General features: G+C 62.0%; 12 protein-coding genes. 4 read left to right on the plus strand and 8 right to left on the minus strand.

Translation table 11 applies throughout. The features are described from left to right. Positions 1 to 81 precede the first annotated feature (81 nt). From IFT65_RS12625 to mutS, 3 genes are all read right to left on the minus strand, one after another. Positions 82 to 714: a DUF937 domain-containing protein gene (locus IFT65_RS12625; RefSeq protein WP_192081718.1), complete on the minus strand. Its 633-nt coding sequence runs from the start codon at positions 712 to 714 to the stop codon at positions 82 to 84. 115 nt (positions 715 to 829) lie between these two features. Continuing rightward, positions 830 to 2,806 carry an acyltransferase family protein gene (locus IFT65_RS12630; RefSeq protein ID WP_192081719.1) on the minus strand — a complete coding sequence of 659 codons (1,977 nt, stop codon included), beginning with the start codon at positions 2,804 to 2,806 and terminating at the stop codon, positions 830 to 832. A gap of 206 nt (positions 2,807 to 3,012) precedes the next feature. Beyond that, on the minus strand, positions 3,013 to 5,583 hold the full coding sequence (gene mutS, locus IFT65_RS12635) for a DNA mismatch repair protein MutS (protein ID WP_249405161.1): 2,571 nt from the start codon (positions 5,581 to 5,583) through the stop codon (positions 3,013 to 3,015). A 216-nt stretch (positions 5,584 to 5,799) separates the two neighbouring features. Between mutS and IFT65_RS12640 the strand changes: the two genes are divergently transcribed. After that, positions 5,800 to 8,055: an Arm DNA-binding domain-containing protein gene (locus tag IFT65_RS12640; protein WP_192081720.1), complete on the plus strand. Its 2,256-nt coding sequence runs from the start codon at positions 5,800 to 5,802 to the stop codon at positions 8,053 to 8,055. Here IFT65_RS12640 and IFT65_RS12645 read toward each other — a convergent pair whose 3' ends face one another. Then, positions 8,056 to 8,895 (minus strand): HNH endonuclease, encoded by an 840-nt coding sequence (locus IFT65_RS12645; RefSeq protein ID WP_192081721.1) that lies wholly within the window; start codon positions 8,893 to 8,895, stop codon positions 8,056 to 8,058. 32 nt (positions 8,896 to 8,927) lie between these two features. Continuing rightward, positions 8,928 to 9,641 carry a VRR-NUC domain-containing protein gene (locus tag IFT65_RS12650; protein WP_192081722.1) on the minus strand — a complete coding sequence of 238 codons (714 nt, stop codon included), beginning with the start codon at positions 9,639 to 9,641 and terminating at the stop codon, positions 8,928 to 8,930. A 72-nt stretch (positions 9,642 to 9,713) separates the two neighbouring features. On the opposite strand from IFT65_RS12650, the gene IFT65_RS12655 reads away from it, so the two are divergent. Further along, the gene (locus tag IFT65_RS12655) at positions 9,714 to 12,536 is read left to right on the plus strand and encodes a UvrD-helicase domain-containing protein (RefSeq protein ID WP_192081723.1); all 2,823 of its coding nucleotides are present in this window, start codon (positions 9,714 to 9,716) and stop codon (positions 12,534 to 12,536) included. Positions 12,537 to 12,581: 45 nt separating this feature from the next. Here the strand turns inward: IFT65_RS12655 and IFT65_RS12660 are convergent, their stop codons facing one another. The 3 genes from IFT65_RS12660 to IFT65_RS12670 all read right to left on the minus strand — a co-directional run bounded on the left by IFT65_RS12660 (position 12,582) and on the right by IFT65_RS12670 (position 16,028). Continuing rightward, entirely contained in the window at positions 12,582 to 13,769 is a 1,188-nt protein-coding gene (locus IFT65_RS12660) for a phospholipase D family protein (protein ID WP_192081724.1), read from the minus strand. 26 nt (positions 13,770 to 13,795) lie between these two features. Beyond that, positions 13,796 to 14,788: a phage exclusion protein Lit family protein gene (locus IFT65_RS12665; RefSeq protein WP_192081725.1), complete on the minus strand. Its 993-nt coding sequence runs from the start codon at positions 14,786 to 14,788 to the stop codon at positions 13,796 to 13,798. A gap of 178 nt (positions 14,789 to 14,966) precedes the next feature. Next, positions 14,967 to 16,028 carry a DUF4238 domain-containing protein gene (locus IFT65_RS12670; RefSeq protein ID WP_192081726.1) on the minus strand — a complete coding sequence of 354 codons (1,062 nt, stop codon included), beginning with the start codon at positions 16,026 to 16,028 and terminating at the stop codon, positions 14,967 to 14,969. Between the two features lie 179 nt (positions 16,029 to 16,207). Between IFT65_RS12670 and IFT65_RS12675 the strand changes: the two genes are divergently transcribed. Both IFT65_RS12675 and IFT65_RS12680 read left to right on the plus strand, forming a co-directional pair. Next, complete coding sequence (locus IFT65_RS12675; protein WP_192081727.1) at positions 16,208 to 18,163, plus strand: site-specific DNA-methyltransferase; 1,956 nt, start codon at positions 16,208 to 16,210, stop codon at positions 18,161 to 18,163. Then, the gene (locus tag IFT65_RS12680) at positions 18,160 to 20,844 is read left to right on the plus strand and encodes a DEAD/DEAH box helicase family protein (protein ID WP_192081728.1); all 2,685 of its coding nucleotides are present in this window, start codon (positions 18,160 to 18,162) and stop codon (positions 20,842 to 20,844) included. Before IFT65_RS12675 ends, IFT65_RS12680 begins: the two co-directional genes overlap by 4 nt. Positions 20,845 to 21,413: the final 569 nt, after the last annotated feature.

Consider the following 21,413-nt stretch of genomic DNA (forward strand, 5'->3'; position numbering starts at 1 on the left):
GGTACAGTCGATTTATTCAACCATGCTGATAGGTCTGGGCTATAGGACAGGGCCTGCACGTCATGCGTTTTCGCAATCGACTCAGGGGCGCTTGCCGAACAAGCCGCTGCCGATCTTCATGACGTCACCGATGCCGAACTTGCCGTCACCATCCTGATCCAGCAGGCCAGCGAGGCCACCGCCGGCCATGCCGGAGGCCTGCGCCTCCTGACCCAATTCCTGGCTGAGCTGGCCGGCATTGCCCTGCTGTGCAAAACGCTGTGCCAGGTACGACATGACAATAGGCGCGAGCAGGGCGAGCAACTGGCTGGACTTGCCGCTGTCCAGGCCGGTTTTCTGGCCGAGCAACTGGGCAGCCTGCGGCGTTTGGCCACCGAACACATGGCCGAGAATGCCTGCACCGTTGGTGGCCTGGCCACCGCCGCCGCCCAGCACCGCACCGAGCAGGCCCCCCAGATCGAGGCCGCCCGACGCAGCCGCTGGAGCGGCCGCGCTGACGGTCGAATGGTCTCGCTGCAAGGCATTCAGCAGCGACTGCGCGCCTTGGGGGTTGCTGGCGTTGTTGCCCAGCGCCCCCATCAGCAGCGGCAGGGCGGACTGGATGGCCTGGCTTGCCTGGTTGCTGTCCACGCCCAGCGTCTTGGATACCTGCTGCAGGGCAGGGCCCTGCTGCAGTTGCTGGAGGAGAGTGGAAGTGAGCGAGGAAGCATTCATGGCGGAGCTCCTGGGCGGTGGATGGGAAACCGCCCGAGCATAGCGCTGCGTGCACTCGTCCGGTGCGAAGGCCTCACGCCGCGCTCGAACACGCCAACCACAAGCCCGGCCCCTGTCACTCCTCGGTGCCTTGGCCAATCCGCAGCAGCAGTCGGTCGAAATCAGGCAGGAGTACCCGGTTGCCGTGCCCGCTGAGGTGATCCTGATCGAAGAACAACGGCTGCTCGCCATCCATCGCCGTGCAGCGCTCAGCTGCGCATAGCAGTGGCATGGGGTCCCATATGTGCACGGCGGGGTACCGCGCGGCCAAGCGTTGCAGCAGCGCCATCTGTGGGGCCCGCAGTGCTTCCATCTGTGCGCGGGACACGCTCAGCCCACCGGCGCAGGCCGGGTTCATCCGGTTGAAAGCGTCAGAGCACCGGTAAGCGGCCGAACGAAACACCGGCAGGGGGGCATCAATGATGACCTGCACCTTCAGCGGTTCCAGTCGCGCCAGCACAGCATCCGCCTCACGCTCGGCTGCAGCTTCATCAGCCGCACTGCGCTCACTACGCAGCGTGGCAAAGGCTGCCTCCTCTCCACCGCTGAAGTCCACATCGCGCAGTTCCGGCATGCGCAGGGACGCGAGCAGTACGATGTCGCCGGGCCGCGCATCGCGTTCGATCCCGGACAGCACGCGTTCCAGGTACGGCGCACACTGGTCGCTGCTGGCTCGCAACAGATTGACGATGCTGCAACCGCCTCGCTCATCCATGTGCAGGTTGAGGTCGAACTGCCGCGCCGCGATGCTCACCATGTTGCGATACGCCGCCGCGTGCGAGTCGCCGGCCACGAACAGATTGCGGCCCGCCAGTGCAGGTGCATCAATCGTTTCAACCGGCATCCACTTCGGTTGCCGCTGCGCCCGCCAGGTGTAGCCGTCGCCGGTGGTGCTCAGTGACAGACTGTCTGTGTACTGGACGGTGGTCCAGGCGGCTGCCGTGGACACACCCAGCCCGGCCATTGCGACGAGCAGGATCTTGCCGGGATGCCAGCGTTTGCCCCAGCCTGCCGCGCGCACCGGGCATTCCACCCAGTGGTAGGACGCGCTGGCCAGCATCAGCAACAGCACCGGATAGGCCCACAACGCGATGCCCTGCATTCCGTAGGTCCAGCGCAGCAGCACCAGCAGCGGCCAGTGCCACAGATACAGTCCGTAGGAAAGGCGGCCAAGGTAGGCCAGCGGACGCCACTGCAGCGCGCGCAGCAACGGCTGCGCGCGCTGGGCACTGGCGGCCGCCGTCGCCGCCGCAAGCAACATCAGCGTGCCGACGACGGTACCTATCACCCCTGGGACCGGGGACAGCAACTCCGGTACGAACAGGAAACCGACCACCAGCAGGAGCAGACCCGGCAGCGCCCATCCTTGCCAGTGGGGGGCCAGCCGACGCGTGGCGACGAACTGGTACAGCAACGCGCCCGAGGCCAGTTCCCAGAATCGTGCGGGCAGCAGGTAGAACGCCGACACCGGCGCAGAACGCGTCTGCCAGGCGCCGAAGCACAGCGATGCCAGTGCGAGCACCGGCAGCAGCCACCGCGACCACGCCTGTGTGTGTCTGCCGCGCAGCCAGACCAGGAACAGCAGCGGGAACAGCAGGTAGAACTGCTCTTCCACCCCCAGCGTCCAGGTGTGCAGGAAGGGGTTGAGATCGGCGCCGGGCGAGAAGTAATCGCCACCCTGCCACGCCAGAACGAAGTTGCTGACGCCCAGCAGTGCGCCCAGGCCGGTCTGGTCGAACTGTTCGTTCCGCCACGCACGCGGGATGAGCAGTGCGGACAGCAGGAAGGTAACCAACAGCACCAACAGCAGCGCCGGTAGCAGGCGCAGCACCCGCCGCCGATAGAAATCCAGCAGGAAGCGGCCGGCGTGGTCGTTCGGCCGTGAGGCCAGTGATTGGCTGATGACGAAGCCGGAGACGACGAAGAACAGGTCGACGCCGGTGAAGCCGCCGGGCAGCAGCGTGGCGTCGACATGGAATAAAATCACCGCGATGACGGCGAGCGCGCGTAGGCCGTCGATAGCGTTGTCACGGCGTGGTGTCGTGTAGGACATGGATGATTCCGTGGCAGACGATGCCGCAGGATCAGAGCGATGGTCCTCCCGGACAAGTGGCAGACACGACAGTGCTGAGAGCGGTTGGGCTGGCATTGCGTAGCGGCAGCCGACTGAAGTCGGCTCTACCTGGGTGCGGCGGCGGCAACGTTACCGCTGCCGCTTGCCTGGCTGATTCCGGCGCGTCACTACCGCGCCGGCAGGGCTCAGATCAGCGCTTTCAGCCGGTACAGCGCTTCCAGCGCCTGGCGCGGGGTCAGCTCGTCCGGATCGACCGCCGCCAGGGCGTCCAGCGCGGCCGTATTGTGCGCGGCAAACAAGCCGAACTGCTGCGGTGCATCCAGCGCCTGCGGTGCAACCGCAGCGGACTGGGTCTCGCCACCACGCTGTTCCAGCTCGGCCAGACGGCGACGCGCCTGCGCCACCGTTGCCCGCGGCAGGCCGGCCAGCGCCGCGACCTGTAGGCCGAAGCTGCGGTTGGCCGGCCCGTCCTTTACCGCATGCATGAACACCAGTCGCTCGTTGCCGCCCTGGTCGGTGTGCTCCACCGCATCCAGATGCACATTCGCGATGCCGCTGCGGCCCCCTTCGTGCTGTTCGTCGGCCAAGGCGGTCAGCTCGAAATAGTGCGTGGCAAACAACGTGTAGCAGCGGTTGTGCCATGCCAGATGACGGGCGACCGCATCGGCCAGCGCCAGTCCGTCGTACGTCGATGTGCCACGGCCGATCTCGTCCATCAACACCAACGAATGCGCCGTGGCGTGGTGCAGGATGTAACTGGTTTCGGCCATCTCCACCATGAAGGTGGACTGCCCGCGCGCGAGGTCGTCGCCTGCACCGATGCGCGTCAGGATGCGGTCGATCGGACCGATCACCGCGCGGCTGGCCGGCACGAAACTGCCGATATGGGCCAGCAGCACGATCAACGCGTTCTGCCGCATATAGGTGGATTTACCGCCCATGTTCGGACCGGTGATGACCAGCATGCGGCGGTCCGGATGCAGATCCAGGTCATTGGGTTCGAAGGGCTGGTCACGCACCGCTTCCACTACAGGATGGCGACCGCGCTCGATCTTCAGGCATGGCGCCGTTTCCAGCTCCGGGCGCGACCAGTCCAGCGCCTGCGCGCGTTCGGCGAAGCCGGCCAGTACGTCCAGTTCGCTCAGGGCGCCGGCGCACTGCTTCAGTGGTTCCAGGCACTCGCCCAGCGTGTCGAGCAGTTGCTCGTACAACTGTTTCTCACGCGACAGCGAGCGGTCACGCGCTGACAGCACCTTGTCTTCGAAGGTCTTCAGTTCTTCAGTGATGTAGCGCTCGGCATTGGTCAGTGTCTGGCGGCGGGTGTAATGCACCGGCGCGCGATCGGACTGGCCCTTGCTGATTTCGATGTAGTAACCGTGCACGCGGTTGTAGCCGACTTTCAGCGTGGCGATGCCGCTGCTCTCGCGCTCGCGCTGCTCCAGGTCCACCAGGAACTGGTCCGCATGGGTGGACAGCCGGCGCAGTTCGTCCAGCTCGTCATCGAAGCCATCGGCCAGCACGCCGCCATCGCTGAGCTTGAGCGGTGGCATTTCGGCGATCGCGCTGGCCAGCAGACGCGCGCAGTCGTCATGCTCGCCCAGCAGCTGATGCAGCGCCTGCAGGCGCGGCGAATCGAGCGGCGCCAGCACCTCGCGCACGGCCGGCAGCAGGCCAAGTCCATCGCGCAACGTGGAGAAATCGCGCGGTCGCGCCGAGCGCAGGGCCACGCGGGTGAGGATGCGTTCCAGGTCGCCCAAGCGACGGAACTGCTCGCGGATGTCCGCCTCCGCGCCGCGGTCGATCAGCGTTTCCACCGCGTGGTGCCGCTGCACCAGCACATCGCGCAGGCGCAGCGGGCGATGCAGCCAACGGCGCAGCAGACGGCCGCCCATCGGGGTAACGGTGCTGTCGAGTACGCCGAGCAGGGTGTTGCGCGTATCACCGTCCACGCGCGTATCCAGCTCCAGGTGACGGCGCGTGGCAGCGTTCATGGCGATCGCTTCGCCCGCGTCTTCCATCGCGATGGACGTCAGGTGGGGCAGGCGCTGCTTCTGCGTTTCTTCCACATAGCCCAGCAGCGCACCGGCCGCGCCGGTGGCACGCGGTTTGTCATCGATACCGAAGCCGCTGAGGTCGTGCAGCTTGAAGAAAGCCAGCAACTGGCGGCGGCCGCTATCGGCGTCGAACAGCCACGGCGCGCGCAGGCGCACGCCCTTGCGCTGGCGCAGGAACTCGGGCCAGTTGTCTTCGTCGGGCACCAGCAGTTCGGCCGGTTCCAGACGGGCCAGCTCTGCCTCCAGCGCGTCGTCGGTGTCCACTTCGTTGACCAGGAAGCGACCACCGGCCAGATCGGCCCATGCCAGCCCGTAACCGGACTTGCTGCGCGACAACGCCATCAGCAGGGTGTCGCGACGCTCATCCAGCAGCGCCTCGTCGGTGACCGTGCCGGGAGTGACGATGCGCACGACCTTGCGTTCAACCAGCCCCTTGGCCAAGGCCGGATCGCCGATCTGTTCGCAGATGGCGACCGACTCGCCCAGCGCGACCAGCCGGGCCAGGTAGCCCTCGTAGGCGTGGACGGGGACGCCGGCCATCGGAATCGGCGCGCCGCCTGAACTGCCGCGCTGGGTCAGGGTGATGTCCAGCAGGCGGGCGGCTTTGCGGGCGTCGTCGTAGAAGAGCTCATAGAAGTCGCCCATGCGGAAGAACAGCAGCAGGTCCGGGAACTCGGACTTTGCGGCGAAGAACTGCTTCATCAACGGAGTATGTTCTTGCAAGCCGGCCTCTTTTCGAGAATTGTTAATTCTATCAATGGTTTGCTTTTTGTCTGACACTTGCTTTTAGGGCTCGAAAAGGGGGTGGAATCGTTCTCAAGGCGACCTCGATGGTCCACATATGGACCACAATCGAAGGGCGGGGCGCTGATTATGGTCCGCATGGACCATCACTTAGCCACGCGAGAGACGCGAACCATGGCCAAAGTTGCCTTGCAGAAGTATCGCCTGACTCAGGCTCAATTGCGTTCACTAACGATGGCCGAACGTCTCCAGCTGGATGTGGCCGGGCGCGTTGTTCTTGTGCCCAATGAAACCGGCAAGCCCTACCGCTTCGGGGATGCAACCCCCGGTGCTCCGCTGGGCTTTGGCTTTTACGTTGGCCCAATGGGGGCGTTCTACGAGTTGCGCACCCAGCACAATGGCGTGCGGCGCCGGCTGGCCTTGGGGTCGGTCCAGGAGCTCACGCTGGCCCGCGCGCATGAGCTAGCCGGGGCGCAGCGCCACCATATCCGCCAGACCGGGGAAGATCCGCGGGAGCGTGTACACACGGAAGCCGCCCGACAGCGTGCACGAGGCAAGACCGTCGAAGAGGCCTTGAAGGACTATATCGCTCATCTGGAGGACCGGGTGAAGCGGCGCAAGGCCAAAGCGGGCGGCGTTGACGGAGTCAAGGATTCGCTGGCCCGCTTGCAGCGCGAGGATGTCGGGCTGGCGGACAGGGCCATTGTGGATCTAAAGGATGAGGACATCCTGGCCGCCTGGAATAAGCTGCGACACTCGTGCATGTTGCTGTCCAACCGCTTGAAGCCCGAGCTGAAAGACTGGTTGACTGCCAAGGGTAAGTGGTGGGACCTGTCGCGAGAAGAACTCGTGCTTCGGGGGCTCACCGGCAAGGCGGTAGAGCTGGCGTACTCGGCAGGGCTGACGGCCACTGAGCAGACCATGGGCAATGCGTCCAGGGCGGTGGCGCGGGTGATCGCGGCCGAGCGTAAGGCCGCCACCCAGGCAGAGCGTAAGGCGGCCATCGCCTACAACCCGTTTGAGGTTCTGTACGAGCTGGAACGCTACCGGTCTTCGCGCGAGCTGGCCGACCACTACGAGAATGCCAAGGTCCGCAATCCACTGGGCACTGATACTGCGGATACTGGCAATCAGACGCTGCCGATGGTGCTCAAAGCCCTGGTGGGACGAAGGGATATGCAGAACGGCCACAACGCCGTGGGGGTGGACTACGTCCTGCTGACCTTGTTGCGGGGAGCGCGCCGGAACGAAAGCGCAAAGCTCCGCTGGTATGACAGTTGCTCGCCCGAAGAGTTGGACCTGCGGCTGGTGTCCTGGGTGTGGATTGCGCCCAGTCCCGACGAGAAAAATCCCACGACTGGCCTGCGCGGCTCTCAGGTGCGCTTCCACGACACCAAGAACGGGCAGTTCCAGCTGCTGCCAGTGGCGTACTTCGCTGAACGCATTCTGCGTTGGCGGGCCGACGATAGCTTTATGAAGACGAAAGTCAGGACCAAGGAGCTGGCCAAGGCGCAGCGCGAAGGTGACGCGAAGGCGGCCGAGGTTCACGCGTGGCATCTGAACAACCTGCGTCGATGGGTGTCCATGTGGCAGGAGCGCTGCCTGGAAGAGGGTGCGGCGGTGTCAGGCCGGTTGGAAGCCTTGGAGGCACCAGACGGTGACATCCAACGCTACGAGGACATGAAGGGCGGCGATGACCCCTACCTCGAGGCGTCGTTGAAGAAGAAGTACGATAAGGCCATGCGGGAGCTCAAGCAATTGCAGGAGCGAAAGGCCGTGCTGACGCTGGCATCTGAGAAGCACAAGGACAGGCACAGCAAAGAGTTGAGGACGTGGCTGGATGACTTCTACATCGGCGGAAGCGAAGCGGCCAAGCGCGACAAGGATCTGCGCAACGCCCCGACGCGGATTTCCACAATGCGGGAGCGGGCGGTGTACCGGCGGCTTGCTTTCTTGGAACGCAATCAGATCAGCTTGAATGACATCGGTACGCCGTTGGAACATGCCCGCCCGGCGCCAGAGCCTACCCAGTCTGAGCCGACGCCGGCGCCTGTCGGAGATGTCAGCTGGCAGAAGACGCGGCAGGTCATGGCCGACCAGGAAGTGTTCTTCACTCGGCTAGCCGAGCGCCAGCGGCGAAAGATAGAACGTGATCGACGGAAGAGCGTGGCTATCAAGAAGCAGCTGGCTGGCATAGAGAGGCAAACGGTTGTGCTGGGTGCTGGCTCCACCGTGGCGCTTGAAGACATCGACTGGGAGACCTCCCGCTTCCCGGACCGGGAGGTGTCTACGCGTGTCGACCCCGAAGCCATGCGAAACCCCGCACCAGCGCCCAGAAAGCGGCCGGGTATGTTGCCGACGCAGCCGAGGTTACCGACAGCACCCGAGCCGCCTAGACCACCGAGATGGGATCAGGAAATCGGCATGTAATCAGCCGGTGGAGAGATATCGAATGCGGGAGGCGAGGATATACGTGGCGGTTCCCTGGGTGGCGAACAGCTTGATCCGCAAAGCCACGCATTCGGATTGGCCATCGCCTTCCAGGGTCTCATCGTTGAGCAGATGAAGCGCCGGACGATCTAAAGGGAGTGGGTGCTCTGCGATGCAGCCTATCCAGTTCTTGGCATCGTGGCGGGTGCCCAGGATGATCGGAACAAGCGGGCTCTCTTCCAAGGGGAACATGCCGCGCGTGGCTACGTGGTACCCATGGGCAATCTTGGCCAGCATGCGAACGAAGTCCCAGATGGCCATGCGGTCCTTGATTTGCACGCCGACTGCGGAGTGCGGCCGGATGGCCTGGAACTGATCTGTCCCGAACTGGATTGTGTCGAAGGCGGTGATGTCGACTTGCTCAGCGTCAGGCCTGGGTGGATGAAGTGGATCCAGGAAGCCAGGGAGCGGGAGGACCGGCAAGTGCATGACGCGGATCGCCTGGTCGACAGGTACTTCCTGCTCAAGCAGGACGTTGTCAGGTTGAATGAATGTCTGGGTGAGGGCGGTTTCCTTCGGGCGCTTGTGCTGCTTCCGTCCCTTGATTCCCATCGCTTGCCGGCCCCTGTCCATGAAGCCGCGCATTACATGCTGTTCAAATAAGGAAGTGATCTTCGCGCAGGTGTCGCAGCTGGCTTCTGGCAGCACTAGGGTGCCCCCCAGTCCCTTGGGGATGACGTGCTCATCCGTCAGCCGACCACTTGTGGTTCCGCAGTAGATGCAGGCTCCGACGGGTGGATATCGGTGAGTATTGGGAGCCTTGATGCCGTTGTCTTGCATGTGAGGGCCCAGCGTGGCCAGTTGGTCGGGGGTCAATCTGGCACAACTGCCGCCAGCGAGAAATCTAGGCCAAGCGGAGTGCGGAATGTGGTGGCGATGGTCTTCTGGCTCTGGCCCAGTGAGTCGCCTGGTGCCTTCACTTCGACGAAGCGCAGCTGCCCATCTTTCCACACGGTGAGGTCTGGCCAGCCACGACGGTATTCGTAGGGATCACGGGCGAAGGTGGACGCGATGCGGTGAAGCAGATCGTGGCCGGCCACCTGGAAAAGCCCCGCCAGCATCCAAGGCTCCAAGCCTGGAAAGAAGTCGAGTACGGAGCCAGTGGACGTGGTGGTAATGGAGCTGCGCTTGGTGACGAAGGGGCCACGATCCAGCATGAGGGTGAAGTTGCGCTGGACCTGAGCCGGCGTTGCTTCGATGAGGGCCGAGAGCAAGTGCTTGACTGGCACCTTTTCTTTCTCGAACGCGATGATCTGCGCGTAGATGGCCTCGACGTACGTGAGCCGGTGGTGCAGCGGCAACTCAGGGAACGACATGCACTTGATGAGGTTGAGCAGCAGGCCACCTTCCCCCCAGAAGCCCCGCCAGCCATAGCCCTCCAGATGCGAGAGTACGGCTCGCTCCACCGAGAGGGTGTCGCCGCGCTGTGGGCACACCCACTCCTTGCCATTCGCGCCACACGCCAGAGGCACCTCAAAATAGCGAAAACCAGCTTTCTCGGCCGAGCGTTGGCGGGCGGTACTCATGAGGCGATCATCAGTGGCCAGGGACCCATGGCAAGATAGCCGATGGGCGGGGACAGTGGGTATGGGGTGGCAATGGCGATTGCGGTACTGGTCTGGCAGGCCATCATCTTCTTCTCGATTGCGTTGGCGGGCAGGGCCAGGGGCTGGGTCGTCGCCTTCTGGATCGTCTGGACCATCCTCCAAGTGTTCGCGCTGTGGCTGAGCGTCGTCCAGTTCGGGACGGTCTGGCTGGCGTGGACAATATTCGGGTGCAAGAAGACCACGTTGGTTCCTGCTCAACGCACCCCCCCTCTTCCCAGACCCGTCGACCCACCGCAGGAGCAGGAGCGTCTGGCCCAGGCCGAGTTCGATAGCGCCTTCAAGGCGTGGCGGGGTCACATGGACGCCGTCATCAATGGCGGGCGCTGGATCCCGAAGAGCATGGTTCGGCGCTTCCTGATCCAGCATCCGGCGCCCCAGCATCGCACCAAGACGTGGAAGCAGGCGGTGAGGGACAGCTCGCCGGAGGACACGCTTCGCAGTGCGTTCGAGAAGCACAATAAGCGACACTTGGCTAGTCAGCGAATGGTGCGCAAGGCGTTCTTCGACACCGTAGAGAAAAACCCGCTGACCGCCGAGCAGGTCCATGCGTGCATTTGCATGGACGACGCGGTCATGGTGGTGGCCGCAGCAGGATCCGGCAAGACATCCACGATGGTGGCCAAGACCGGCTATGCGCTTCACGAAGGCTTGGCCACGCCGGAGCAGATCCTGCTATTGGCCTTCAATCGTGCAACTGCCGACGAGGTTGGATCGCGCATTGCCGAGCAGCTGAAAGACGTACCGAACGTGGGCCGCGTCCGCTCTAACACCTTCCATGCCTTCGGTATCGAGGTCATCGCCAAAGCTAGGGGCAAGAAGCCATCGCTTGCGCCCTGGGTGAGCCCTGACAATCCGGGCGCGGACATCCGAGAGGTGTCGAACATCATCAAGACGCTGTCAGGCCTGAGCGACTCGTTCAAGCGCGACTGGGACCAGTTCCGCACCATCTACGCCCGGGACGTGGGAAAGTGGGGGCAGCGGCAAGAGCCTGATGCGTACATCGATGGCAAGCGGGGCTTCCTCACCGCCCAGGGTGATGTGGTCAAGAGCAAGGAAGAGCGCGTCATCGCCAACTGGCTGTTCTACAACGGTGTTGCGTATGCCTATGCGCGGGCGTATGAACACGAGACCGCCACCGAACACCATCGGCAGTACTTCCCCGACTTCTACTACCCCGACGCCCAGCTGTATCACGAGCACTTTGCACTGAATGCCAAGGGCGAGGCGCCAGAAGACTTCAAGGGCTACTTGGAAGGCGTAGCGTGGAAGCGGCAACTCCATGCCGACATGGGCACGGCGTTGGTGGAGACCACGTCGCATGGTCTTATGACCGGCGAGTCCATCACCGTGCTGGAACGGGCCCTCGTCGAGCGGGGCGTGACGCCTGTCTTCGATCCGTCCCGGGAAGGGGTGGGGATGCCACCCGTGGAAGAGGCAGACTTGGCGCGTTCGTTCCGGGTGTTCCAGCAGCACGTCAAGAACAATGGCCTGAGCCACGCGCAGTTGGAGCAGGCGCTCCACGAACAAGCCCAGGACGGGTATGGAGCACGTCTGCGCATGTACCTGTCCATTTACGAGCGGATCGCTCAGGAGTGGGAGCGACGTCTGCGGGCAGGGCAGTACGTCGACTTCGAGGACATGCTGATCCAGGCCGCAGGACACGTGGAGTCGGGGGCTTACGCAAGCCCCTACCAGATCATCTTGGCCGACGAGTTCCAGGACAGTTCGCGGGCCCGTATCAGGCTGCTCCGGGCACTGGCGGCAAACCCAGGCGTCCCCACTCATCTGTGCGTGGTGGGCGATGACTGGCAGGGCATCAACCGGTTCGCAGGCTCGGACATTTCGGTCATGACCGAGTTCGAGATGACGTTCGATTACGCCACGCGACTGACACTGAACACCACGTTTCGCTGTCCGCAGCACCTGTGCGACGTGTCAAGCCAATTCGTCCAGGCCAACCCCGCGCAGATCAGAAAGCAGGTGACGACGACCAACCCGTTGAAGAAGGCGCCCATGCAGGCGTACGGGTTTCAGGACGAGGGTGCTGTTCTCGGCTACATCGAACAACAGCTGTCGGATATGCATCGCTACGTGGGGGAAGGAAAGCTAGTCCCGGCCAAGGGGGCGCGGGTAACCGTCCTGTTCCTGGGGCGGTATCGACGCGACCGCCCCCACACGTTGGAGCGCTGGCAGGAGCAGTTCGGGGATCGGTTGGCGATCGACTTCAAGACCGCCCACGGCTCCAAGGGGCTGGAGGCCGAATACGTGTTCGTCCTCACTGTCCTGCAGGGCACGCATGGCTTTCCCAGCCAGATCCAGGATGATCCAGCGCTGCAACTGGCCATGCCGGCACCTGATCCATTCCCCTTTGCAGAGGAGCGACGGCTGTTTTACGTGGCCATGACCCGGGCCCGGAAGCAGCTGCGCTTCTACACAACGCTGGCGCAGCCATCCCAGTTCCTCGTTGAGCTGGTCAAGAATGACCATCTCAAGATCGAGCCGGTGGATGGAGAGGGCGTTGAACCTTGCTCGCGACCAGACTGTGGCGGCGTCATGGTACCCAGATCAGGTGGAGCGTTTCTGGGTTGCTCGCGTTTCCCCGCGTGTGACTGTACGCGCTCAGTTCACCCTGCCGATGACGAGATCCCGCGAGTTAGGCGGCTAGAAAAGGGTGTTGTGGTGGGGCAGGACTGTCCGGCTTGCGGCCAGGGCGTGATCCAACAGAAGAACGGCCGCAATGGGCCGTTTCTGGGGTGCTCGCGGTATCGGGATGGATGTCGGGTGACCGGCAACGTACCGGCTCATAATTCATGACTGCCGCTACCCCCAAGCGTTGCGCACGTCATGGCCCCCGCCTAATCACACTGATTCGTACAGTGCGGCATCCAGCAGGGCGGCGCGGCGCTCCCATAGGCCTGCCTCTTGGGCGTCCGTAGGTCGGGGGGATCGGTGCCACTCCGTGGCCCAGGCCGCGCTCAAGAGGGCGATGTACTGCTTGACGGACGTGACCTCCCGACCGCCCATGAGCTTTGCCAATTGGGGGTTGCTGCCGTTGTTAACCGACACGAAGAGGTCAGGGCGCTTTACCGCAAAGAAGCGCGTGGTCACACCGATTTTTACACCCTTGAGCTGGGTCAGCTCGTTCAGGAGGTTTGCTGCTTCCGTAAGCGTCACAGGCCCAGCGAGCGGTAAGCGATCGAGGATCTTGCCAATCTTCTCCGGCTCGCTACCGACCAAGCCGCGGGCGTAGCCGGCGGGCTTCATCGAGCCAAGGAATCCGCTGGACGCGCTGCCGATGCCCATCAGGAGGTTGCGCTCGTCCTTGGTGAGTTTCTCGAAGCGCGGCTCGCGCTGGAAGACCTCTCGAACCAATCGCAATTCCTCCATGTAGGAGGGCGAGGTTCCGGTCACGCGGATCGGCGTGCCGTTGGCCAGCTTGCGACCTTCCTGCTTCTGGATGAGCTGGACGTACGTGCTCCACGGCATTTCCAGATCGGTCAACGAGCTGACCTCAAGCTTGGCACCGGGCACCAAAATCCGCTGAATCTTGGCGGCTTTCCAGGTCAGCACGTACTCGGCAAGCCACTCGGTGGTGAGCTCGGTGCCTTTTCGCCATTGCTCTTCGATATAGCTCTCGATAGCCACCAGCTCTGGATCGTGGTCAGTACCTTCCAGTAGGACCGACAGCTCCGTGTTCCCCGTGTAGGCCGCAGTCGTGAAGTTGGCCGAGCCCACGATGGCGCAGACCTGATCCCCGTTCCTGCCAAAGATCACCTTCGGATGGAAGGTGCCCTCGGAATTAATCATCAGTCGGAGGCGACCAGGCTTGTTGGCCAGCTCTTTGAGCGCTGATGGCTCAGATTGGGCAAAGGCGGTACCCACAACGGCACGGCGGACTTTGTCCAAGTCTAGGGCCTTCCAGTGTCGCCCTTGGCCGTTGCTTGAAGTGGCCCATGCCACGCACAGGTCAACGATAGACGACGTGCGAGTGAGCGTATGGAACGCCGCGAACAGAGCTTCCGTGTCCGTAATTACGGTGGTTTTCAAGCGCTTCCCCTTGTTGGTACTAATTTTCAGACTCGTCTGGCGGCGGCTCGTATAGCCTCCACATGGCCATCCAACGTATCGAGCTCCGCGTCGAGAGCGTCGAGAGCGGTGTCGAATATCTCCGGTTGCTTATTGGCCTCAGACTCGTCTCGAAGCACGAGCAGGGGGCCCTGCATGCTGAGTTTCAACACGATAGAGGCCAGGTAGTGGTAGTAGTCCTGGCTTTGGCCTTTCGGGAAATTTAGTTTCGCCAGCATCTGGGCCACCCGCTGGTGAAGGTGCGGGTGGCGCTCCTGGTAAACCTCATGAGGGTCGTGGATCAGGTAGAACGATGAGAGCACCGCCGCAAGAATGGGCCAGGCCTTGCTGCGCAGTGCGCCTTCGTCGTCCTCATGCGACACGATCATGCGATACGCGAAATCATCAGCTTCCTTTTCCATTTCCAGGACGCTGTTGGGATCAAGATCTTCGCAAGGGGCTACTGTCATGAAACCTAGATGGCCTTGCTGGGCATGCGCGAACTCGTGGAACAGGTAGAAGGCTACCGCATGCTGAAACACGCCATTCGCCTTGAGGCAGAGGTCGCGTTCTTCCTCGTCTTGCTGGTGCTCTGGGGACGGCAGTCCTTGGGGCCAAGGTGTGTACCCGTATTTGAGACTTGCGGCCCAGTCCAGCAGGCGTGCGGCCCGCTCCTTGAGCGGGGTGTCGAAGTGAATACGTCCGTCGAAGGTGCCTGCCAACATAGGGCGTTGTACGCCCCACTCGTAGACCACCATCCAACCGTAGATGAAGGCCCAGACGAGCTCCAAGTGGGCCACCTGCAGCACCAAAGATGCGGGACTTCCACTGGCTTGAACCGCGCGGGGAGCCCTCGGGATGCCGGGTGCCTGATCCATGTCCAGTTGGTTTGAGACTTTTCCTTCGTTCACGGCCCGAAGCAGCTGTTCAACGGCGCTTCCGTTGGGGTTCTCAAAGGCCTGGATGACGTTTCCCTGCAGGGCGAGGATGGGTGAGGACATGTGTGTTGGCGACGTTAGTGGCGATGGCCTCTCAATACTAGATGGACTGGCCAATCAGCAAGAGGGTAGATTGGCCGGCTGGCCGGGCTGAGCGTTTGCTCTCCGTTGCTGGACCTTTTGGAGGGCCTTTCCTCATCCGCCGTTCTTCCGGGTGCGATTTATCAGGTGAAAGGGGAGGTCAGTCTTGGTCCTGGATCAATGATCGAACGATGTCGTCTTCGGTTTCAATCGGGGTTAGGGAGCCGATAAACATCCTCAGTTCATCCAGATCGCCACCTGTGTCGCGATCGCTGACGAAGAACTCCAAGGACAGCGATGCGCCTATGTGGTTGATGTCAGCCACGCTGAGGCGCGGCGGCGTGCTTGGGAGGTGGCCGACAATGCAGCGTGTGGGTGAAACCGGAAGGAACACAGCCTCGATTGCCACATCACTGGAAATGGTAGCTAGCACCAGTCTGGGCTTTCCGTCGGAGAACATCGCAATAGGGCCGCAATCGCCCAGGATAAAGAACTCCCCTAATGGGGCATCGACTACTTCAAACTCCAAATCGTTGGCCATGTGGGTGGCGCGGATGGGCATCGCTGGATCTTTGGCAAGACCATTCAGGTAGGCGCGGTTGGCCATGATGTCAGCCTCGGCGCGCGCCTTGGCCAGGAACGTATACGCAACCTGCCAAGCCTCGGCCACCAGCTGGGCTTCATTGGTCGCGACGTGGTATTTCCATTGCGAAGTGATGAAGCTGTAGGCCTTGGCCCGCTGCTCGCGATGCATATGTCCAAAGCGCTTGTTGATCTCATCGTTGATGAGGCGCTTCTGCTCTTTGGGGTCGGACAGGCTGGCCATGAGGTCGCGCCGCAGACGCATAGGGTCGAGCAGCTTCAAGCGAAGTGCTTCCAGAAGGGCAGGGAAGAGCGCTACCAGCGCTTCCCGCATAGACTTCGTGCGGAAGGCTAAAGCGCAGATGAGGGTGGCCATGTCCGCGGGGGCAACGGCATCCCCACGGTTGATGGCCTGCACGGTCTCGGCCAGTGTGTCCTCGCCACGGGTGATGGCGTCGTCCAGGCTCGTGTCCTCGGGGCCACCGTAGAAGTCCAGCTCCTTGCCCAGCCCACTGGTGTTGGGAGTGAATCGCCCTCGGGTCCGATGGTGGGCGTGGACATAGAACTCCTTGCCCCGCTGACGGTAGGCGAACGGGCGTTGGATCAGCTGGGGCAGATAGTGGTGCTTGCGGCCAGACATGGGGCGATCCATTGAGGTTTATGGCAGTGTACGGAATGAGCGAATCAGTAGATGAGACAGGGCCTTGGCACGATCCACGCCATCAATCAGCCGTCGTGGAACGTGCCAAGGCCCTGTGTGACAATCATGAACAAACCTGCGCCCCGCCAAAGGGGCCCTGAAGTAGTCAGATCGAGCCCATGACCCAAACCGAAAAACAGACAGACCTTCTTACCCGTCTTGGCCAGCTAGGCGCCCCCGAACTGCGGCGACTGCTGGTGGAGCACCTCACCAAGCGGAAGTTGGGCTTGACCTGGGAGCGCAACGCCATCGAGCACGATGAGGCGTTGAACGCCGACATCGTTCTGCCTCGACTCGTGCCGGAACTCAGCTACAAGCCAACGAATGCTGGCGAGAAGTACGTGCACCGCAACCTGATCATTGAAGGTGACAACTTCGATGCTCTACGCCTGCTAAAAGCTACTCACGCGGGCCGGATCCGCGTTATTTACATCGATCCGCCTTACAACACCGGAAACAAGGATTGGGTCTACAACGATCACTATGTCGGAAAGGCTGACCGGTGGAGGCATTCCCAGTGGTTGGAGTTTCTGTATCGACGTCTGTTGCTTGCGCGGGAGCTTTTGGCACCCGACGGCGTCATTCTGGTGTCAATCAACGACGAGAATAGGGCTCGGCTTGAACTGCTGATGGACGAAGTCTTTCCTGGACGGCGGCTTGGGAGTTTGGTTTGGCGGACGAAAGATACCGGCAACGACTTATCTCAACGGTTCAGTCATGTCCACGAGCATGTGCTGGTCTATGCCAATCCTGGGTTCGCATTCAATGGGCGTCCTACGGACCGAAAGAAGTTCAGGAACACAGACAACGACGAGCGCGGCGAATGGTCACCACAGCCACTGACTAAGTCTCACACGTATAGCGAGCGCGGAAATACGTACTATCCAATCCAGAATCCAGAGACCGGGTACTGGTATCCCTGCGATCCAGACAACGTCTGGCGATACGCATCTGAGAAGGAAATCAGAAAGCGACTCGACAACGATGAGGATGCTGTTGCCGCAGCGCTTGATGGACTGCGCAGTGACACCATCGAGCAGCTCATCGAGAAGAAGCTGATTTATTTCCCCCCGTGCAATCTTGTGGATGTCATGCGGTTCGACACCCGGGATGATCTGCTGGCGGCTATCCGAGAGGGGAGGGGGCCGGTCCTGCCCAAGAAGAAGACGCCGCTGCTGCGAGAAGAGCTCCCAGACCTGGACTTCTGGATCGGAAAGCCGATTGCAGCCGGACGCCCCTCCCGCAAGGAGCACTGGACCGCGCGCCCTGAAGAAGAGCGCTTGGCGCCATTGAGCAGCTGGATCGCGGGTATCAATGAAGACGTTAACGATGATGACGAGTACATCGAGGCTGTCATCACTATGCGCAGCACCCGTGGCGGCGTCGCAACCGAGGAAGTGAAGTCGGTTCTCGGCGGGAAGGCTTTCCCCTATCCAAAGCCGTTGAGCCTGCTGAAGGGGTTGCTGGAACAGGCGACGCGGCAGGATGACACCGTGCTGGATTTCTTTGCGGGGTCCGGGACCACGGCCCATGCGCTGCTCCAATTGAACGCCAAAGATGGCGGGCAGCGACGCTTCATCCTGTGCTCAAGTACAGAGGCAACCGACAAAGAGCCTGGTAAGAATGTTTGCAGGGACGTGTGCGCCGCTCGCGTGCGACGGGTCATCACCGGGTACAACGGAAATGCTGGATATACCGTAGAACAGGGTGGGGAGTTCGCTTATCTAATGCTCAATAAGCTGGCGGCAGCGGATCTTCCATTTGAGGTCAAGACAAGCAATGCGGCGGCGCTACTGAGTTTGCGTCTGGCTCATGCTGTGTGGGAGTTCAACGAAGGACTCGTTCAGCACATTGCCAGGGCAGATGACTACGACATTCTTCTATGTTCTGAGGTCACCGAAGGTGCCGTGGAGGAATTATCCGCATGGCCCAAGGCGCATGGCGTGCAGCGTCTATCCGTGTATTGCGATCGGCCCATTGCGTTGCAGGAGGCGCTGGACGCTCGTGGCGTCGATGCCAGCTGTCATAGCCTTGTGGAGACGCTGCTCAGTGGCCAGGCCGGAGGCCGCGCATGATCATGGATTTTGTCGCTGCGCAGACGTCCAGTCATGAGCCCATCGGCTTCCAAAAGGACATCATCAACAATCTGTCGGCTGCCCTTCTAAGCCATCCCTCGCCGCCTGTCTTGCTGCGGTCTCCTACCGGCTCGGGCAAGACCTTCATGCTTGTGCGAGCCTTGTCCAAGGTGTCGGCGGCGCAGGAAACCGTGTGGCTGTGGTTCGTGCCCTATGTGAACCTGGTACAGCAGACCGAGGACGCTATCCTGGGTAATGCCGATGGGCAGCTATTCCCCGTCATGCTATCCCGTGGCCGCAACCAGGAGCCCAGCAAAGGCATGGTGCTGCTATCCACGGCGGCGGGCGTGGCCAGTGCCAAAGACCGCAAGACCGGCTATTCCAGTGGAGCAGATGACGATCAACGGGCGCTGAACGAGTTCGTAGAGCTGGCGCGTGCCCGCAAGCTCAAGATCGGCTTGGTCGTGGACGAAGCGCACATTGGCTTGAAAACCGGCACCGAGTTTGGCGCGTTCGCACTGTGGGTTAATCCCGACTACATGGTGATGGCGTCGGCCACGCCCAAGGACTCGGTCCTAGACCAGTTCCTGGCACAGTCTGGCAAGCAGGCCCGCACGTCATTCGTCGTGAGTCGGGCCGAAGCGGTCGAAGCACGCCTGAACAAGAAGTACATCGAGGCGGTGAAGTACGATCTCCAACGGACCATCTCCACCGTTGCAGACCTTAAGCGTACCGTGCTGCGTCAGGCTTGGAAGAAGCACCTATGGTTGAAAAAGATCCTCAAGGCCGAGGGGATAGACCTGACGCCGCTTCTATTGGTTCAGGTCGCCAACGGCGACAAAACCGTGGACGAAGCCCGAGAGGATCTCATCCGCCTGTGCCGCGTGCCCCTGGGGGCCATTGGCGTTCATTCGTCAGATGAGCCCGATCCGGTCCTAATGGCTGCCATCGCCAACGACCACAGCAAGGAAGTCCTGATCTTCAAGCAGTCGGCTGGCACTGGCTTCGATGCTCCGCGGGCGTTTGTTCTGGCATCGACGAAGCTGGTCAATGACGCTGACTTCGCCATGCAATTCATCGGGCGCGTCATGCGTGTGGCGCCCCAGGTACGGGACGGCTTCCCCAAGCCTCAGGAGATCCCCGAGTCCTTGGACACGGCATTCATCTACTTGGCTGATGGAGAAGCTCAGGCGGGCTTCCAGTCGGCGGTAAACACGGTCGGTGCCGTCAAGAGCCAGTTGGAAGGCCAGACCGAGCAGATGATAGTCAAGCAGACCAAGAGCGGCGCGACGGTCATCAGCAATAAGACCTCGCCACAGCTGCCGGCGTTCTACGACGGGACCAAACCGGCACCGGCCAGGACCATTGATGAGCCGGACGAGGAAGACGAGGACGGGCTGCCCAGCACCGGTACCGTTCAACCTAGCCTGTTCGGCAATGACACGTGTGCCGACACGGGCACGACGATCATGGAGGCAGACTGGGTGGTGGATACCACGCCCAAGCCCGCAGTCGTTCCTGCGGATGAAAAAGAAATTCTGGAACGGCTCAAGGAGCAGGGACTCAAGGCTTACAAGCTTAACTTGAAGCTGCCATGCGCGCCCACGGTGTTCCAGCAGGAGAGTAGGCCGGCAATGGCTAACATGGCCAAGGTGTCGGCGCATTTGGCCATGAACTTGCCGCTGACTGAGGACAAGGTCGCCTTTGCAGTGCGTGCCGCTTACAACCTGCTGCGCGACAAGGAGATCCACACCGAGCTGACCAAGGATGAAGACAACATCCGAACGGAGGAGGTCACGGTCATCACAGACCGAGGCTCGCTGGCTCGGGATGCGGCTTCCCAGTTGAAGAAGATCCCGCAGGTGGAAGACGCCGACGTCAAGATCATCATTGGGACGCTGGCCGGTCGACTGAAGGAGGATGTGGCAGTGCCTCCTTCTGATTCGAGTTCATCGGTACTGGACGACAAGCAGCTGGATCGATTGGCGAGAGACGCTGCCTGCTGGGTCGTCCGCCGAGACGCCCAGCGGATCGGTGAGATGGTCCAGGACGCAATTGCGGAATTTTCGACGATCGGCAGTGCCTCGCCGCTGCCCCAGTTCCTGCTTTACCCATTGAGCAAGGCGCTGGACCAGGCACAGAAAAACCTCTACGGCGTTATCCCGCCTCTGGATGGAACGATTGCGAGTGCCCGTGACAGCCTCGACATCGAAGGCCAGACGACCATGTTCAAGGAGACCTTGGCCCACTCCGGCGGGGCGATCTCGGTTTTCGGGATCGATGGGTCGGCGGGCGTCAATCAGGAGGAGCGGGAGTTCATTCAGTCGATGGAGCGCGATGACCACGTCGTGTGGTGGCACCGCAACCCGTCGCGTAAGCCTTGGTCCGTCCGGGTTGTGCGAAGTGAGCACAAGAATTACTTCTACCCAGACTTCATCGTTTGCTTGGAATACCCCCTGGGGGAGCCCCCAGAGTTTCGGATGGTGGAGACCAAGGAAAGTACCAAGGACGCTAGTCGTAAGGCCCAGCGAACGCCCAAGACCTACGGAAAGGTGCTGTTCGTGACGAAGGAGGATAAACGTCTGCGCATCGTCAATGATGACGGTAGTCTGGGAGACGAATTCGACTGGGTCGATCTCACGCCGGCATGGAAGTGGATGGCAGCACGGAGGAGTAGCTAGTACTCCTTAGGTCGGAATGATGGGCCCCGACTAAGGGGCCGCGTACGGAGGCCGGACAGGACATCAAGATCGGTGACTACTCCGACACCATCGGGGTTACGATCACCTTTTGATCAGTCCCGGAAGGCACTCTTCGCACCAGCTAAGGTACAGGCCAAAAGCCTGTACCTTTTTTCTTTGGGTCGCGCAGCCAGGTGCAGCGATTGCCCGAGCGCGGTGTTCTTGGGTACTGGCTTTTCCCTCGCCCGGCCGATCGACACGGCCGGGCAATAGTTGCGGGTGTGGCAGCAGTGCGCCTGTTGTGGTTTGGATGCGGGCGAGGGAATTTCAGGGCGGAGAGGTGGGCACGGTTCTGGGCCGCTCGTGGCGGCCCGGACAACTGGGGCAGAGCAAGCCTATGCGGCGCTGGCGCGCCGCTGCTCCGCGCTGGGGTAGGTCGGGGTGGGCTTGCCCCCGGGCAGGCGCTGGCGGGCTCCTGAGCGCGATACAGGGCAAAGGCCGAAGGCAGGCCGCTGGCAGGCGGCCAAGGTCCTGGCCACCGGCCGGTGGTCCGCTCCCGCAGGGAGCGT

The sequence above is a fragment of the Stenotrophomonas sp. CFBP 13725 genome (assembly GCF_014841935.1).
Taxonomy (GTDB): domain Bacteria; phylum Pseudomonadota; class Gammaproteobacteria; order Xanthomonadales; family Xanthomonadaceae; genus Stenotrophomonas.